At 65.8% G+C, this 17,155-nt stretch carries 11 protein-coding genes; 4 read left to right on the plus strand and 7 right to left on the minus strand.

Annotated features, from left to right (window positions below):
- Positions 1-42: 42 nt before the first annotated feature.
- Positions 43-3,939 carry a hydantoinase B/oxoprolinase family protein gene (locus tag ACOGXE_RS15210; RefSeq protein WP_419931739.1) on the minus strand — a complete coding sequence of 1,299 codons (3,897 nt, stop codon included), beginning with the start codon at positions 3,937-3,939 and terminating at the stop codon, positions 43-45.
- Between the two features lie 62 nt (positions 3,940-4,001).
- On the opposite strand from ACOGXE_RS15210, the gene ribH reads away from it, so the two are divergent.
- The gene (ribH, locus tag ACOGXE_RS15215) at positions 4,002-4,487 is read left to right on the plus strand and encodes a 6,7-dimethyl-8-ribityllumazine synthase (RefSeq protein WP_419864572.1); all 486 of its coding nucleotides are present in this window, start codon (positions 4,002-4,004) and stop codon (positions 4,485-4,487) included.
- A gap of 17 nt (positions 4,488-4,504) precedes the next feature.
- Here ribH and ACOGXE_RS15220 read toward each other — a convergent pair whose 3' ends face one another.
- The gene (locus tag ACOGXE_RS15220; RefSeq protein WP_419931740.1) at positions 4,505-5,494 is read right to left on the minus strand and encodes an NADPH:quinone oxidoreductase family protein; all 990 of its coding nucleotides are present in this window, start codon (positions 5,492-5,494) and stop codon (positions 4,505-4,507) included.
- A gap of 93 nt (positions 5,495-5,587) precedes the next feature.
- On the opposite strand from ACOGXE_RS15220, the gene ACOGXE_RS15225 reads away from it, so the two are divergent.
- Positions 5,588-6,730, plus strand: a complete 1,143-nt coding sequence (locus tag ACOGXE_RS15225) for an amidohydrolase family protein (RefSeq protein WP_419931741.1) — start codon at positions 5,588-5,590, stop codon at positions 6,728-6,730.
- 59 nt (positions 6,731-6,789) lie between these two features.
- Here ACOGXE_RS15225 and ACOGXE_RS15230 read toward each other — a convergent pair whose 3' ends face one another.
- Positions 6,790-7,737: an alpha/beta fold hydrolase gene (locus ACOGXE_RS15230; protein ID WP_419931742.1), complete on the minus strand. Its 948-nt coding sequence runs from the start codon at positions 7,735-7,737 to the stop codon at positions 6,790-6,792.
- On the opposite strand from ACOGXE_RS15230, the gene ACOGXE_RS15235 reads away from it, so the two are divergent.
- Together ACOGXE_RS15235 and ACOGXE_RS15240 are read left to right on the plus strand one after the other, a co-directional pair.
- Positions 7,724-8,446, plus strand: a complete 723-nt coding sequence (locus ACOGXE_RS15235; RefSeq protein ID WP_419931743.1) for an alpha/beta fold hydrolase — start codon at positions 7,724-7,726, stop codon at positions 8,444-8,446. The two genes, ACOGXE_RS15230 and ACOGXE_RS15235, sit on opposite strands and share 14 nt — an antisense overlap.
- Before the next feature lie 51 nt (positions 8,447-8,497).
- The gene (locus ACOGXE_RS15240) at positions 8,498-9,325 is read left to right on the plus strand and encodes an SDR family NAD(P)-dependent oxidoreductase (protein ID WP_419931744.1); all 828 of its coding nucleotides are present in this window, start codon (positions 8,498-8,500) and stop codon (positions 9,323-9,325) included.
- A 28-nt stretch (positions 9,326-9,353) separates the two neighbouring features.
- Here the strand turns inward: ACOGXE_RS15240 and ACOGXE_RS15245 are convergent, their stop codons facing one another.
- The 4 genes from ACOGXE_RS15245 to ACOGXE_RS15260 all read right to left on the minus strand — a co-directional run bounded on the left by ACOGXE_RS15245 (position 9,354) and on the right by ACOGXE_RS15260 (position 16,917).
- Positions 9,354-11,378 (minus strand): cupredoxin domain-containing protein, encoded by a 2,025-nt coding sequence (locus tag ACOGXE_RS15245; RefSeq protein WP_419931745.1) that lies wholly within the window; start codon positions 11,376-11,378, stop codon positions 9,354-9,356.
- Between the two features lie 45 nt (positions 11,379-11,423).
- Positions 11,424-12,797 (minus strand): cupredoxin domain-containing protein, encoded by a 1,374-nt coding sequence (locus tag ACOGXE_RS15250; RefSeq protein WP_419931746.1) that lies wholly within the window; start codon positions 12,795-12,797, stop codon positions 11,424-11,426.
- A gap of 254 nt (positions 12,798-13,051) precedes the next feature.
- Positions 13,052-14,026, minus strand: a complete 975-nt coding sequence (locus ACOGXE_RS15255) for a hypothetical protein (RefSeq protein ID WP_419931747.1) — start codon at positions 14,024-14,026, stop codon at positions 13,052-13,054.
- 1,019 nt (positions 14,027-15,045) lie between these two features.
- Positions 15,046-16,917: a hypothetical protein gene (locus ACOGXE_RS15260; protein ID WP_419931748.1), complete on the minus strand. Its 1,872-nt coding sequence runs from the start codon at positions 16,915-16,917 to the stop codon at positions 15,046-15,048.
- Positions 16,918-17,155 lie beyond the last annotated feature (238 nt).

The raw sequence follows: 17,155 nt of genomic DNA on the forward strand, positions 1-17,155 counted from the left end.
TCGTCGGGGATTCAGGCGCTGAAGACCAACGCCAACGCAGGATTATCGCGCTGTATCTGGCCGAGCAGAAGTGAATTCCAGCTGCACGTCACGTGCCACGGCGTCGGGACTGCGATCGGACGGGTCGCCGTAACCGCCGCCTCCGGGAAACTCCACGATCAGGCGCCGACCTGCCGGGATCACCGAGCGTCCTTTCGCGCGCACCTCGGCGCCGTCGTCGAGCGACAAGCGACCTAGCGCACCCGGCCCGCCGCCATGTCGACCCCGTGCCGCGAACACCGTCCGCTCGTAGGTCGCGCTGATCGAGAAATCACGCCCCTGGCGGTTCTCGAGCTCGATGATCTGCCCCAGCCCGCCACGGTGCTTTCCCGGGCCGCCCGAGTCGGTGCGGAACTCCTTGCGCCAAAACACCAGCGGCGTGCCGATCTCGTTGACCTCCACTGGCATGTTGCGCACCCCGCTGGGGAACGCCGTCGCTGACAAGCCGTCCGCACGAGGGCGGGCGCCGGCGCCGCCGGAGTGGAAGCTCATCAGGATGTACCGCTCGAGCCTGCTGCGGGTGCTCTCGCCGTTGCGCTGGCCGACCGACGTCTGGGAGCGATTCGTGGTGCTGACGCCGGTGTCAGGCTCCCACATTCCCGTGCCGAGCAGGTTCCACAGCGACGAGGTGCCTTCGGCCGGCACCCGCTCGGGCACAACCTGCGCCAGGCAGCCGAACACGGCGTCGGGCAGCAGCTGGCCCATGACATGTCGCACATTCACCGCCGCCGGATGCGGAGCATTGAGGATGCAGCCCTCGGGTGCCCGGACCCTGACGGCGTCGAGCGAACCGGTGTTGTTCGGGATGTCAGGGCCGATGATGCAGCGAACGCCGAAGGACGTATAGGCATCGGTGTAGGCCATCGGCACGTTGATGCCCCAGCTGGACTGCGGCCCGGTGCCGTCGAAATCCACCTCGATGCCGTCACCGGCGACCCGCAGCGTGCACACGATGTCGATGTGCTGTTCCATGCCGTCGACCCGCATCGTCGAGTGCCACGTGCCCGACGGCAGCTCGCCGATGGCGTCGAGCATCGCCCGGTGCGACGACGTGATGATGTGGTCGGCCAGCTCGTCCAGGTCCGCCATGCCGTACTCGTCCATCATCGAGATCAGGCGGGCCGCGCCGGTCTCGTTGCAGGCAGCCAGGGAATGGATGTCGCCGATGACCTGCACGGGGTCGCGGACGTTGGCCTCGATGATCGCCACCACGTTCGGATCGAAGACGCCGTCGGTCGCGAACTTCAGGATCGGCAGGTACAGGCCCTCGTGGTACACCTCCTTCGAGTCGGTGGTGAAGCCGGCCCCGCCGATGTCGACGACGTGGCTGGTGCAGGCGAACAGCGCCACCAGCTCGCCGTGGCGGAACGCCGGCGTGACCACGACGATGTCGAACAGGTGCCCGGTGCCCTTCCACGGGTCATTGGTGAGGAAGATGTCGCCGGGGCGCATCTCGGCGGCCGGGAAGCGCTCCAGGAAGTGCAGCACCGAGTAGGCCATTGAGTTGACGTGGCCCGGCGTGCCGGTGACGGACTGGGCAAGCATCCGCCCCTGCGGGTCGAAGATGCCGGCAGAGAGGTCACCGGCCTCGCGAGTCGAGGTGCTGAATGCGGCGCGGACCAGTGCCCGTGCCTGCTCCTCGGTCACCGAGATGAGGCGGTTCCACTGCACGCCGAGGCGCACAGCATCCAGATCGACCGTGCCGGCGGCACCGCTGTGTGCCTGGGTCTCTGCGTGGGCGTCGGCGAGCCGCCCGGCACCGGCTGGCGTGTTCGCAGTGCTGAGCCGCAGGTGCCCGCCAGCCGTGACCGCGGCCACGAATCCTGCGGGCACGACCGTGGTGGTCTGGTCTTCGGTGATGAGCGCAGGGCCGACCAGCCAACTGCCCTCGCCGAGCGCGTCCCGTTCGAATGTCGCATGGTCGACCGCCCGTCCGGTGCTGGTGTCGACGACCGGCGTGGTCGCCGACGGCGTGACGGCCTCGGCGGCTGTGTTGACGCGCAGCGGTGCCGCCTCGGGTCCGGGAGTGCGAACTTCGAGCAGCCAGCTCAGCACCTCGACCTCGAGATTGCCGATATGGCGGGTGTAGAGCTGCTGGTACGCCTTGGTGAACGCCGTCTGCAGCTGCGCACGAAGCTCAGCGTCGTTCGGTGCGGGGATGTCGCCGCCGTCACGATCAGCGAGCAGCCCTGCTGCATCGATGTCGACGTTGATCTCGTGACCCTGGCCGCGGTACCGCATGAGCGCCCGCACCCGGGTACTGGTGGGGGCGTCAGGCGCGGCGGCGCGCACGATGCCGAAGGCTTCGTCGGCCATGTCACCCAGCAGATCGGCCAGCGCCGCGGCGGTCAGCTCGCTGACGCGGGCGTGGCGGGTGCGGACCGATTCGTGGGACACCGGGGCGCGCAGGAAGCCGATCGCCGATCCGACACCGGCTCCCGCAGGGACCACGATGTCGTCGATGCCGAGCTTGGCGGCCACGCCGGCGGCGTGCAGCGGGGCGGCTCCGCCGAAGGCGATCAGCGTGCCGCGGCTGATGTCGCAGCCCTGGTCGGCGGCGTGAACCCGGCCGGCGTTGGACATGTTCTCGTCCACGACCTCGGAGATGCCGATGGCAGCAACCGTGGTCTGCAAGCCGGCTGGCTCTGCCACAGCCGCAGTGACCGCCTTGGCAGCAGCCTCAGCGTCGAACGTCAGCGTGCCGCCGGCGAAGCGCTCCGGCAGGAGCCTGCCCAGCACCGCGTCCGCATCGGTCACCGTGGGCTCAGTGCCGCCGCGGCCGTACGCAGCAGGACCAGGCTCGGAACCCGCGCTGGCCGGACCCACCGTGATCCGACCCAGTGCGTCCACGCTGGCGATCGATCCGCCGCCGGCGCCGATCTCCACCATCTCGATCACCGGCAGGCGCAGCGGCAGCCCGCTGCCCGGCAGGAAGCGGTACTCGCGCCCGACTTCGAATTCACGACTGGTGCGCGGCTGGCCGGATTCGACGATGCAGAGCTTGGCGGTGGTGCCGCCCATGTCGAAGCTGAGCGCCCGTTCGCAGTCAAGTCCCCGAGCCAGCTCTGCGGCCAGCAGCGCCCCACCGGCGGGACCGCTCTCGATCAGCCTCACCGGGAAGCGCAGTGCTTCAGCGAGCGTCCCGAGCCCCCCGCCCGACATCATGAGAAACAGCTCGCAGCCCAGGCCGAGCTTCGTGAGTCGCCCGTCGAGGTCGGTCAAGTACCGCCGCATGAGCGGTGCGATGTACGCATTGGCGCAGGCGGTGGAGAACCGCTCGTATTCGCGGATCTCGGGGCACACCTCGGCCGACAGCGTGACGGTCGCCTCGGGCCAGCAATCCGCCAGGATCTCGGCAGTGCGCTGCTCGTGCCGGTCGTCGAGGTATGAGTGCAGGTAGCCCACCGCAACCGACGTCACGCCGTCGGCGGCAAGCTTCTCGGCAGCGTCCCGGATGGCGTCCTCATCGAGGGGCAGCAGCACGCTGCCGTCGGCCGCGAGCCGCTCGGGAATGCCGATACGCCGGTTGCGCGGCACGAGCGGCTCGGGCCGTCGCATGTACAGGTCGTACTGCTCGAACCGGTTCTCGTGGGCCATCTCGACCGAATCGCGAATGCCTTGAGTCGTGAGCAGCGCTGTGCGAGCGCCGCGACGCTCGATGAGCGCGTTGGTGGCGAGCGTCGTGCCGTGGATGAACACTTCTACGTCGGCGGGCTCGACGCCGGCGGCTGCAAGAACCGTCTGGACGCCGTCGAGCACGGCATCGGCTGGTGCTTCCGAGGTCGTCAGCACCTTCGTGGTGTGCAGCTCGCCGGGACCGCCGTCGGCGCCGACTTCGAGCGCGATGTCCGTGAAGGTGCCGCCGATGTCGGCTGCGAGCCGGGCGCGCCTGGGGGCCATCCGCCCAGCGTAGGCGCGCCGTCTGGGGCCGCCCCCTGCGCTGTGGGGGATACCGTGCAGGCGTGGCGAGCGGCGATCAGCGTGCCAGCAGGCCAGCGGCAGGGGCCGGTGCGGGACTCCGTGTCGGCATCGTGCGAGCGACGTGGAATCCCGAGATCGTGGACCGGCTGGCTGCAGGGGTGGAGAGGGGACTCCACGAGCTAGCGGCCATTCGCACCGCCGAGGTGACGGTGCCAGGGTGCTTCGAGATCCCGTTCGCGGCACAGGTGCTCGCTCGCAGCGGGCAGGTCGATGCCATCGTCGTCATCGGGGCCGTGATCCGCGGGGAGACCACCCACTACGAGCTGGTCAGCGAGGGCGCCGCACAGGGTGTGATGGCCGTTCAGCTGGAGACTGGCGTGCCGGTTGGCTTCGGCTTGGTCACGGTGGAGAACAGCGAACAGGCCGTGACCCGCAGCGAGGGCGCTGGCGGCCACAACGTCGGTGAGGACGCTGCCTATGTGGCGGTGTCGATGGCCCTGCTCGCCCGCGACTTTCCTGCCGGCTGAGCAACCGGACGCGTGCGCTACGAAGGGTCGGGGCGCATCCGCACGAGCACCTTGCCGACGGCTTCGCGTTCGTCGAGCAGCCGGTAGGCCTCGGCGCTCTGTTCGAAGGGCAGCACCTGCCCGATGGGCGGCTTCACCGCACCCGACGCGATCATGCCGAGCAGGCGCTCGTGGATGCGGGCGGGGATCGTCGGGTCGGCAGCCACGGCCTCGCCCCAAGCGGCACCGACAAGGCTCACGTTGCGCAACAGCAGCCGGTTGACCTTCACGGTCGGGATCTCGCCAGCCGCGAACCCGACCACGACGAGCCGTCCGAAGCGCGCCAGCGCCCGGATGCCGTCGAGGAAGCGGTCTCCGCCGACTGGGTCGTAGGTCATGTCGACGCCTCGACCGCCGGTGAGCTCGCGCACCTCGTCCTTCCAAGTGTCGCTGATGAGCACGATGTGATCGGCCCCGGCCGCTCGGGCGATCTCGCCCTTGGCCTCGGTCGAAACCAGGCCAATCACGGGACCGGCACCGACTCCCTTCGCCACCTGGATACCCGAGGTGCCCACGCCACCCGATGCGCCCAGCACCAGCACCGATTCGCCCTCGCGCAGGCCTGCCCGGTCGATCATGCAGAACACAGCGGTCTGGTAATTCATGACCAGCGCGGCGCCCTCTTCGAATGAGAGCTCGCTGGGCAGCGCAAACAGATCGCGTGGCTTGGCCGCCACCACCTCGGCCAGGCAGCCGTTCGACCATACGCACACCCGGTCACCCGCCGCATAGCCCGAGTCGGCAGGTGCTGAGCGCACGACGCCCGCGGCCTCGATCCCCGGCCGGAAGGGCGGGTCGGGGCGGTACTGGTAGAGACCCTGGCTCTGGAGCAGGTCGGGGAACGACACGCCACCGCAGACGATGTCGACGATGACCGAGGCGCCGTCTGCATCGGCCACCGGTTCGGGAGCATTCACGACGGCGACGCCGGCTGGGCCTGTCAAGGACTGCACTTCCAAAGCACGCATGGCGACACTGTTTCACAAGAAGGCCATGTGAGGCCGCTGGTACTGTGGGCCGCACATGCCGGTCAGGCGCGCCAGCGCCGATAGGGGAGAGCGATGCGGTACTACTCGTGCGACTCGCACGTAGTCGAGGCAGCCGAGATCTATGCGGGATTGACGGACAGGTTCGGCGATCGGGCACCGTTCATCAGCAAGGACTACAACGACAAGCCGGGCACGTGGCTCGTGCTTCCGGGCGGCATCCGCCCGGTCCCGGTAGGCCGCTTGGGCATCGCGGGCGCCAGCCTGTCCGACCCGGCCACCCACGCTCGCATCGAGCGGGGCTACGACGGCTTCAACCCCGGTGTGATGGATCCGACCGCTCGGCTCGACGAACAGGCTCAGGACGGCATCGTGGGCGAGGTCATGTACCCGAGCCTGTCGATGTTCACCTTTGCGATTCCCGACGACGAGGTTCGCGACGCGGCGTTCCGGAACCACAACGACTGGGTGCTCGACTACTGCTCGGTGGACCGCAACCGGCTCATCGGCGTCGGCTGCCTGCCGTTGCCCGACGTGGAGCGGGCCATCGCCGAGATCGACCGCTCGGCCCAGCTCGGCGTGCGCGGCTTCGCCATCCCCGCCCACGTCGACCCCGCCAAGCCGTACTGCCACCCCGACTTCGACCCGTTCTGGGCCCGTGCCCAGGAATTCGGCGTGCCGCTCACTATGCACATCTTCACCGGGTCCAGCCTCGAGGGCGGGATGCCCGAGCACTGGGGCACGCCGGGAGGCCACCTGAAGGGCTACACGCTCGCGCATACGACCATCGCCAACACGATCATCGATCTGATCTGCGGCGGGGTCGTCGAGCGATTCCCTGACCTGCGGTTCGTGTGCGCCGAGTACGAGACCGGCTGGGTTGGCCACTTCAAACAGCGCCTCGACCATGCGGCGTATCGCACACCCTGGGAGGTGTCCGACGAGCTCACCATGAAGCCCTCGGAGTACTTCGACCGGAACTTCTGGGTCACCTTCGAGGACGACGTGGAAGGCGTCGCGACGCGGCATTCGATCGGCGTCGGCAATCTGCTCTGGGGCAACGACTACCCGCACCACGACTCGATCTGGCCGAACTCGCGGCCGATCCTCGACGAGATCCTCTCGGGCGTTCCCGACGACGAGAAGGAACAGATGGTCTGGAGCAACGTGCTCGAGCTCTACGACCTCGACCCGGACTCGCTTCCCGCAGCCGCCTAGATCTCTGCAGCGCGGTGCCTGCTGCTCGCAGCTGCGCCGCTGTGCTTGCTGCTCGCCGCCTACGCGGCGACGAGGGGCTCCAGGTGAGCGCGGATGGCCTTGGCGACTCGTTCGCCGTTCTCCATCGGGCCAAAGTGGCTCAGCTCAGCGAACGCCTCCAGGCGACCGTTGCCGAGGGCTTCGGCAATGGGCTGCGCGACCTGCGGTGGGATCGTGTTCCACATAGCGGGGGAGTCGCCGCGTGCGACGACCGTCGGGCAGGTCACGGCACCGAAGGTGCTGTAGTCCACAGGCTCGCCTGACTCGTAGATGCGGGCCTCGGTGTCACCCGAGCATGACAGCCGCACTGCGTCATCGCCCGAGGGATAGGTGCCGATCTCGACATAGGCCCTGACTGCGGCGGGCTCGCAGTGCGAGAAGGGCGGCTTGGAAACGAACCGCTCGTAGGCCTCGTCGACCGTTGCGAACCGGATGCGCCTCCGTCTCGATGCCACCACCAGCTCGTGATCGGAATCGGGCATGGGGAAACCGTCGGGGACCAGCACGGGCTCGTAGAGGTACAGGCCCCGGTAGGTGCCCGGGTGATTCAGCTCGGCCAGCAGCAAGCTGGCGGCGCCCAGCGAATGACCGACAGCCAGCATCGGCTCGCCGCCGAGGGCGTTCACGGCGCTCTGCACTTCTTCGACGAAGTGCGACCGCTCCACGGACATGCCGTCATGCTGTGGCCGCGAAGCCCCGTGGCCGCGAAAGTCCAGCCCCCAGCACCGGAACGTGTCCTGCAGGTGCGGCACCACGGTGGCCCACATGCCGGCGTTGAGGCCGTTGCCATGCGTCATGAGCAGCGGCGTTCCGTGGCCGCCGAGATTGTGGAGCACGGCGTGCTCGCCGTCAGAGGTGGTCAGGCGCATCATCGCCGCCGCACGATAGTGCAGCGCTGCGCCGCACTCGCGGGTCGCCTCGGCCGCGGGAGCATCGTTGCGGCAGACTGGCGCCATGGCGAACTTCACACGTGGCTCCGTGGACATCCACTACGACGACTACGGCTCGGGCTTCCCCCTGTTGCTGATCGCTCCGGGAGGGATGCGCTCGGCGGCGTCCTTCTGGGAGCACACACTGTGGAACCCCGTCACCCAGCTGTCGGACCGCTACCGGGTGATCGCGATGGACCAGCGCAATGCCGGCCGTTCGACCGCCCCGGTCTCGGCTGACGACGGCTGGGCCACCTACACGGCCGATCAGCTGGCGCTCATGGACCATCTCGGCTGCGAGCAGTTCCATCTGGCGGGCATGTGCATCGGCGGCCCGTACATCATGGGGTTGATCCAGGCAGCGCCCGAGAGGGTCGCCAGCGCCACGCTGTTCCAGACCATCGGGCTCGACGAGAACCGTCACGCCTTCTACGACATGTTCGACGACTGGGCGCAAGCGATCCGCGACGACCATCCCGAGGCGGACGATGCAGCTTGGAATCGGTTCCGCTCCAACATGTACGACGGCGACAATCTCCTGTTCAACGTGGACCGGGACTTCGTTGCGACCGTCCAGACGCCGCTCTTGGTGCTGCTCGGCAACGACCTGTACCACCCCGAGTCGTCGTCTCGGATTGTTCACGAGGCCGCACCCAACTCCACGATGATCGAGGACTGGATGGACGGCAGCGGCAGAACAGCCGCGATGGAACAGTTCGCCGCCTTCCTGGCCGCACACACCCCCTGAACGCAAAGCCCTGCCCGTTCCACGGCAGGCGTGGCGCGTTAGCTTGCGCGCATGACTTCCGCAGGCAGCACACACAGTCCCCAGGGTGCCGAACATTGGCTGGACGGCAAGGTGGCGGTGGTCACCGGGGCCAGCCGGGGCATCGGCGAGGCCAGTGCGCGGGCGCTGGACGCCGCAGGCGCTCGGGTGGTGCTGACCGGGCGCACCACCTCAGACCTCGAACACGTCGCTGCTGAGTTGCAGCACGATCCTGTGGTGCTCACCGCCGACCTGGCCCCAGCCGGTGCCGGCACCGACTTGGCACGGCGCATCCTCAGCGAAGTCGACGGGGTGGATGTGTTGGTCAACAACGCCGGCATACCCATGCGCCGCACGCCGGAGCAGCTCACCGAAGCTGACTTCGACTTGGTCTTCTCGATCAACGTGCGATCGCTGGTGATGCTCAGCGTCGGCTTGGCGCCGTCGATGATCAGCCGTGGGGGCGGTTCGATCATCAACATCAGTTCCGTCGCCGGGGTGCACGGTCCGCTTGGCCGTGTCGCCTACGCGGGCACCAAGGGTGCCGTTGACGCCATGACTCGAGCGCTCGCAGCGGACTGGGGCCCCGACGGCATCCGGGTGAACTCCATCGCGCCTGGCCTCATCGCCACGGCAATCTGGGAAGACGCCCGCAACAACGTGCCGGGCTTGATCGAAGACCTGGCTGGCCAGATTGCGCTCAAGCGTTGGGGATTCGGCGATGACATCGCCGACGTGGTGCTGTTCTTCGCGTCCGACGCATCCCGCTACGTGACCGGCGAGACGCTCGTGGTCGACGGTGGCCTGGCTCGCGTCACGGCGTCAGCCGCCCCGCCGGCGCTGCCCGAGCTCCAGGACTAGTCCGAGCCTGTCTGCTCCGGCGATGCGTTCAGCCCAAGGCGGCTTCGCATTCCTTGCGGCGCGTGGCGTCAGGAATCGATCCGCAGAACGTGTCGATGGTCTCGGGCTCATCGAGCACTAGCGGTGCGAGTCGCAGCAGTCCGGCCCAGCACCTATCTGCCAACTCACGCTGCTGTGGGGGGCGACGGTCCAGAGCTGAGCAGAATCCGGTCATCACCGCAGCTGAGGCTGATTCGGAGAATCGAGACATGTACACGCCGTCGACGCAGTCGTGGCGATCGCCATCGGTCAAGCGATCGCTGTCGCACAGCGCCGCTAGTCCGTTTGCGTCGGACCACAGTGAGTTGGAGTTCGCATGAAATGAACTCCAGGAACGCACGCACAGGCCCCGCACCTCGCCCATCAGGTCACCGGTGCAGAACTCGATGAGCTCGTCGGCGGTGAGCTTCATGTGCAGCAGCAGATTCGAAGGCTGCCAGTCGTAGCACGCCCGCACGTACCGCTGCGCGACCTCGTTGCACGGATAGTGAGGATCCACCAAGCTGATGTACTCCGACGAGTGGTCAGACAGACCAGAGGTGCCGGCGACGCCGTTCTCCATGAACACCCCCGAGTAGCAGGGGTTCCTATCCGGCTCGTCGAGCGTGTCGCAGATCCCCAGCGACTCGTGCAGCTCATAGCCAGTCCAAGCCATGATCCCGTGGCCGACACCGTGGTAGCAGTCGTCGGCCCGGTACCGGTTCATGCCGCTGCAAACGGCTCGCATGTCTGCCTCAAGATGGGCGGTGCCACGCTCGGCGAACAATGCCTCGAGAACACCGTGGATCGCTCCCGAGTCGCATTCGTGCGGCGTGATCGTGAACGCCGCCACTCCGAAGAGCTGGTAGCTCACCCTGCCTGCTTGGTGTGCCATGTCATGGCATCTGACGCCAGTCGATTCGGTCGCTTCGCGCAGCGCATGCACGGCGGCGTCAGGCCCGTACATCGAAACGTACAACTCCAACAGGTCAAGATTCTCAAGGAGTGCCACGGGGTCGATGTCTGCGGGCGGGTCGGCGAACTTCGGGATATCGACGTCGAGATCCAAGGGAGCCAGCGCCTCCTCGGGACCGCCGGAGGAGATGATGACCCCCGTCTCGGAAGCGAGGCTGTGATTGTGATAGCGCCATGTGCCGCGTCGGGTGAACTTGAATGACCAGGACTCCCCTGGCGGTATCTCGCGCAATGGATCGAACTCGGGATAGATCTCGTGCGTCGGATGGATGTTGGAAGCCGGCCAGACGCCCCATTCGGACTCGTTCACAAACGTGACCGTGTCGCCGGTCACGATCTCCAGGCGTTCCGGAACGAAGATGCCCCCAGATGTGTAGGTGACGACCCACTCCTCTGGCGCCCCAGCCCCGTGGGTGTGGGAGAAACCGTCCTCGTGAATATGAATCTCGCCCTGCCGCAGGCCGGCCGCTGGGGGAGTAGGGGGCGGCGAGGGTCCAGCGGCCGACGTGACCGACACCTCCACAGCTGCGGAGATCGGCTTCCCGTCGCGGGTAAGCGTCACGTGGTCGTTCGCTGAGAGCTCGACCCGCACCTCGTGATCACCCGGGTCGAGATGGTCGAGATGATGCCATTGCCCATAGAGACGGGCGACCTTCTCGCCGTCGACGTACAGGTGCATGTGCCCCTCGCCGTCGATGTGCTCGGTGGATGCCCGCTCTGGCGCCAGCCGGAAGTCGTCCACCTCCACGTACACGTTCCAGCCGCTTGCCGGGTCCTCCAGCACCTTGAGCACAATCGACGGATTGCCCACAGCCTCTCTGGTCGCGCCGTGACTGTGGTTTGAGTTGCTGCGCTCGCTGTCAGTGCGTTGTTCATCGTCTGCGCTGTATTCATTGTCTGCGCCGTGTTCATCGTCCGATTGGAATGTCAATTCGACCGGTTCGGCTTCCTGCGAATCCCGATTGAGCAGTACCGCCGCCAAGATCAACCCCGACAGCCCGACGAGGCTGGCAATCGCAAGGAAGACAGCGGCACGCCGGGACACCTTCTGTTCACTCATCTGATTCCTCCGAGGCAGCCAGTGCCGGCCGCTCACCTCAACGAGTTACGAGCCATCAGAGGACGCCAGCGTTCGCTGGCATCGGATGTGGGCCGCCTCGTCTGTGACTTGGTTGCAGAACTCGGCACGGGCCGCGGAGTCGTACGGCATGAACTTGGCGCGTTCGATGATGGTGTCCCAGCATCCAGCCGCTTCGCTCGAGTCCACCAACGAGCACAGCCGAATCGCCTCATTGGCGCCCGCTGGCTCCCAGAACCGATCTTGCACGGCACCGTTGATGCAGGCCGAGCGGAACGGGCCCGGGGCATGGCGGCACATTGCGACTGCGCCCTCGGGATCTCCGCGGGTCACTGCGCCCACGTCGCGTCCGTACGACGCGAAGCAGTGACTTTGGGCATGCTCAGGTGCCTCGGAGCAAGCCTTGGCGACCGACGCCATGTCGCCGGCGTACACGTTCACCATGTGCGACGTTTGGTAGAAGTAGCAGCCCGGCACATAACGGGACTCCACCACGTCGCATGGGAAGTGGGGATCATCGAACCGCAGGTACGAGGTCTCGTGACCCATTAGACCGCTCAACCCGCCGACGACATTCTCCATGAACACACCTGAGTGACAGGACGCGCGGTGCTGCTGGCCGGAGAGGACATCGCAGATCGCCAGGGCCTCGTGCAGTTCGTAGGTCGTCCAAGCCATGATCCCGTGGCCGACGCCGTGCAGGCACTGATGCATGACGAACGAGTCCTCCGATGCGGAGCAGACCGCCGCGACGTCCTCCGCGAGACGTGACGTGCCGCGTTCTGCGAACAGCGCCTCGATCGCCCCATGGAGAGCGCCTGCCTGACAGTCATGCCCGGCAATGACAAACGCCGCCGGGCCGAACTCTTCGTATGCGATCCGCCCGACGTCGTGGGCGGCGTTGTGACAGTTGAGACCTGTACGAAGCTCGGTGGTCTTCAAGTCCGCAACTGCGGCTGCTGGACCGAACTGGACGACATAGTCATAGAGGGCGTTCGCGTCGGTCATGATCCGCTCGCCACCCGAATCAGCGGGCGGCGCTGGAAACTGGACTATCTCGACCTTCATGTCGAGCGGCAGCAAGTCTTCGTCAGGAGCGCCGCTGACGACAATCAATCCGGTCTCGCTCGCGTAGCTGTGATTGTGGTACCGCCAATATCCGTTCTTGTCGAACCTGAATGACCAAGACTCGCCAGGCGGTATCTCCCGCAGCGGATCGAACTCGGGATAGATCTCGTGCGTCGGATGGATGTTGGACGCAGGCCAGACCCCCCAGTCGGACTCGTTCACGAATGTGACGGTGTCACCGGCCAGAATGTCAAGCCGCTCGGGAACGAAGAGTCCCTCAGCGGTGTAGGTGACGATCCACTCCTCCGGAGCACCGGCCCCGTGCGTGTGCACGAAGCCATCCTCATGGACATGTACCTCTCCGGCGCGATCAGCGGGCGAAGCACCGAGCGCGTCGTCCTCGACCGGAGCCACCGTGGCGACCGGCCTCGGTTCCGGAGCCGCTGCATCGGTGCTCGCGCATGCCGCAGCAAGCGCGACGCAGATCGCCAAGACTGCGGTGACTCCACGGCCACCCTCAGCAATTGGCGCCTGCCTCCGCCCGAATCGACGCCAGGCGCCTTTGGCCAGCGGCATTCTCAACCCCGTCAAGGAACTGTGACGTTGGCCGCTGCTGATATCGGACCCGAGAGAGTCCCGCTGATCGCTTGTACTCGATAGGTGTACGTCACGCCGGACTGCACATTGCGGTCGACATAGGCGTTGCCGCCGACTCGGGCCACTTCCTGCTCGGTGCCGCCGGATGCGGCCCGCAGGACGCGATAGGCGGTGGGTGCAGGGCCGGTAGTGGGCACGCGCCACCCGAGCCAAACCGAATTGCCCACTGCCGATCCACCAAGCCCGGTCACGGACCCCACAGCAGCCGGAGCAGTGGTGGTAGTAGTAGGCGCGGTAGGGGCAGAAGGTGTCGTGCGCAGCCCAGGTAACGTCGGCAAGTCGCCACCTTCAACCTCGCTAAAGGTCAAGGTGTCGGTCAGCGTGACGGCCCCTCGCCAGTTCCCAGACCATGAACCATGCCAATGAGTGATGTCACCTGGCACTGGCAGTCTCTTGATCTTGGGCTTATTAGCTTCAGCCTCAACACTCCAGCCCGAGACAATCCGTTCCACAGTGTTGGGGGAATCAGTGTCGGTGATATAGAAAGTATCAACCTCCACTTCTAGCGTGAAAGACGTGCCATCCGAACCAAACGTCACTCCTCCGGAGGAGCCGCATGTGTGATCGTCGCCGTAGATATTGCCGGCCTCCGCGAGATTCTCGACCTGCGCTTCCCAGTCTTGATAGAAGTCGCGCATATACGCTTGGCTCGAATCACTGGATGAGTAGCAGCTCGCATCGAAGTAACGGTGACACTTCTTGTCGTTCAGGGTGTAATCCTCAAGACAGATGCCGACACCGCGGAATGTGTCAGGCAGCTCAAGATACGTACAGCGGAAGGTGTACGTCACGTCGCCGACCAGTCGGTTCCTGTCGCTTGAATCCCGCGTAGCATTGGAATACTCAGAATCAAAGACACAAGCGCCGGTTTTATAAGCGTTATCTGGGTAGCTGGCTGTCGGCAAGCCGGTCGATGTATCGACCTCGCCAATGTCGACCTGATCTGAATCGCTCTCACACGGCGGCGTGCTTGCCGAAACGTGGTCGTTGGAACCTGTGGACGAGTGCTTCCTGAATGACTCCCCGCACTCACTTGGTGGAGGGTGCGCGTGGCAATACCTGCTGTCTGCACCCTCAGCCGGGTGGTAGTGCCCGGTTTGACCCTCTGGGCACGGATTCGACGGTATACAGCTGCCGTTCCCGATGGGACTCCGAACCTCTCCCGGGCCGCATTCGTCGAGGCCACAACTCTGAGCGTAGGTGTACCGGTCGTGGTAGTAGTGGTTGCCGTCAGGGCAGTGGCTGCGATCAGGATGATCGTCGTGGACATAGCTGTGCGGGCTTCGATGCTGGCCTGCGGGCGGTGCCGTTCCACAGGCTTGGGCCTCGGTGTACTGGTCGTGGTAGTAGTGGTTGCCGTCAGGGCAGTGGCTGCGATCAGGATGATCGTCGTGGACATAGCTGTGCGGGCTTCGATGCTGGCCTGCGGGCGGTGCCGTTCCACAGGCTTGGGCCTCGGTGTACTGGTCGTGGTAGTAGTGGTTGCCGTCAGCGCAGTGGCTGCGATCAGAATGGTCGCCGTGCCAGTAGCTGTGCGGACTCGAGTGCTGACCCGTGCGGTCGATCGGCGGCGCCGTGGTTGGAGCTGCCGTTGTCGGGGCCGCGGTAGTCGGTGGTGAGGTCGTGGGCGATTGGCGTATGCCACAGAAATGTCCGTGTCCATTGTTCGCGCCGGGCGCCTCCCCGTAGCTGTACGCATCCGGGCCGTAACGCTCCACACAATTGTGCGCGTGTGCTGCTGAGCCGCTCAGAACTCCCTCTACGAGCCACCACGCTCCGACCAGCACGCTCGCAGCCAGCACAAACCGCGACAACATCGACCACCAATTCAGTGAGTAGTTGCTCATGACTGCTCCATTCCTCGCACCTGGCCAACAGGTCGATGCTTACGTCGGATTCCTGCTGGCGCTACGCGCACTTGCATCTAGGGAAAGCGTGCGCTTGTCGGTTCTGATGCCGGACCTGCTGTTGTGCCAGTGACCGCCTGCACGCGGTAGGTGTATTGCGTGCCCGACACACCGCTGCGGTCAACATAGGCGTTTCCGCTCACGGTGGCGATGAGCTGTTCGACTCCATCTGGTCCGGTCCGAAGTACCCGATAGCTGATCGTGGGAGTGCTGCCTGACAGATCACGCCACCCGAGCCACATCGCACCTCCGCTGGCTCCCGCGCCGAGGCCGGTCACCTTGGCTGGCGCCGATGTCGATGAGCCAGTGCTTGATGTGCCGGGTGGCTCCTGGGTCGCTGTAGATGTCGATGTGTCCCGGCAGGGATCGCTGGTGTCTTGCGGATGACCGGTACCGGCGACGGAGATCTTGATGCAGACTTCCGGGTACTGGCTCGGGTCTCCATAGAAGTGCGTCGGCGAGTCTGCGTCGTAGGCGCGGATCCACAAGTCACGGCGGAGCACCGATTCATCGTCGAGATCGATCGCGAAGGGCACGGTGAAGCTCACTGTCACGGTCGCTGTCGACGGTTGAACGGCGGACTGCGTCTTGATGTTTGAGACTTCGTCAGCAGTGCCGCAGCGGAAGTCGGATTCGTAGATCTCCATCTCTTCTGTGACGTCTGGGTCTTTGGGACGGAAGTACTGCTGGGAGGGATCATCGGCGTCGTAGCACAGGTCGTCAAAGAAACGGCGACAGTGCCGCGACGGGAAACGCTCGGGGTCGCTCGAAGACTCACGGCCTGAAGTCTCTGAAGCGAATCTGACGTCGTGCAGGCACATCGAAGAGCCGCGGTGTGTCGCCGCGCGAACGTTGGGGCACGTGGCCTTGTAGGTGATGCTGCCGGTCACGACGTTTGTCTCGCTGTCATGAAGCGTGTCGGCAATCGCGGCGCCGAAAGTGCAGTCACCCACATCCTGCGTGCCTTCGCTGGTGAGCACAATCGGCACCGGATTCGTGAGACTCACCTCCGAAACCGTGCTCTTGGCTTCGTCATCCTCTTCGTTATCCGAGATGCAGCTGCCGTTTTCGTTGGGGTTCGGGACTTCGCCCGGGTCGCATTCCTCTTCGGCCGCTGGCTCTTCGCCTTCTTCAGGATCCTCGTCGCGCTCTTCTTCTTCTTCTTCTTCTTCTTCTTCTTCCTCCTCCTCCTCTTGCTGCTGTTCTTCCTCTTCGTCGTCGGCGACGCAGCCGCCGTTGCCGTTGGGATTGGGGACCTGGCCAGCAGGGCATGACGGCGGCTGGGTCGTAGAAGGCGCAGTAGTCGGGGGCGCAGTGGTGGGTGGTGGTTGTTCGTTGTCGGTGCCGCCGGGGTGGCCGCTGCCGGGTGGGGTGGTGGTTGTGGTGGGTGGTGGTTGTTCGTTGTCGGTGCCGCCGGGGTGGCCGCTGCCGGGTGGGGTGGTGGTTGTGGTGGGTGGTGGTTGTTCGTTGTCGGTGCCGCCGGGGTGGCCGCTACCGGGTGGCTGGGTCGTCGTGGTGGGTGGGGGAGGAGGTGGGGGATTCTGGCCGCAGTTGGGCCATGGCTGGCATGGGGGAGGGGGTGGTGGAGGTGGCGGCGGTGGAGGGGGTGGTGGCGGTGGCGGGTTCTGGCCGCAGTTGGGCCATGGCTGGCATGGCGGCGGTTGCGTCGTGGGAGCCGCTGTGGTCGGTGGCGCGTGAGTGTGCGGCACGTTCTCCCACCAGCACTGCTGACCCGCGATCGGGTCGAACGAGCAGCGCCGCACGCGCTGTGGGTGGGCGCCGGCGTCGGCTGTGCTCAGCACCACTGGCACCAGCACGCCTGCCAGCACAGCGGCGGCCAATGCCGCTCCGAGCAGGTGCTCTCGCCAGTTCCATGAACGACCACTCATGAATGCTGTCTCCCTCGCTCAGATACACACGAGGTGGCACTCTAGAGCACTGACCAGCAGTGATGTCGTCATACGACATCACTGATATATCTATACAAAGCTCCAATCTGGACTAATCCGCACTATCACACGCCAGCGTGCTTCGGAGCGCCGAGAGACGCGAAAGGGGTGCCGGGCCGAAGCCCGACACCCCTTCTGACTCTGTCTCTTGGTGTCGCTGCAGAGTTGGGCAGCGACA

Source organism: Candidatus Poriferisodalis sp., from assembly GCF_965208555.1.
In the GTDB taxonomy this organism is placed as follows: Bacteria; Actinomycetota; Acidimicrobiia; order Acidimicrobiales; family Poriferisodalaceae; genus Poriferisodalis.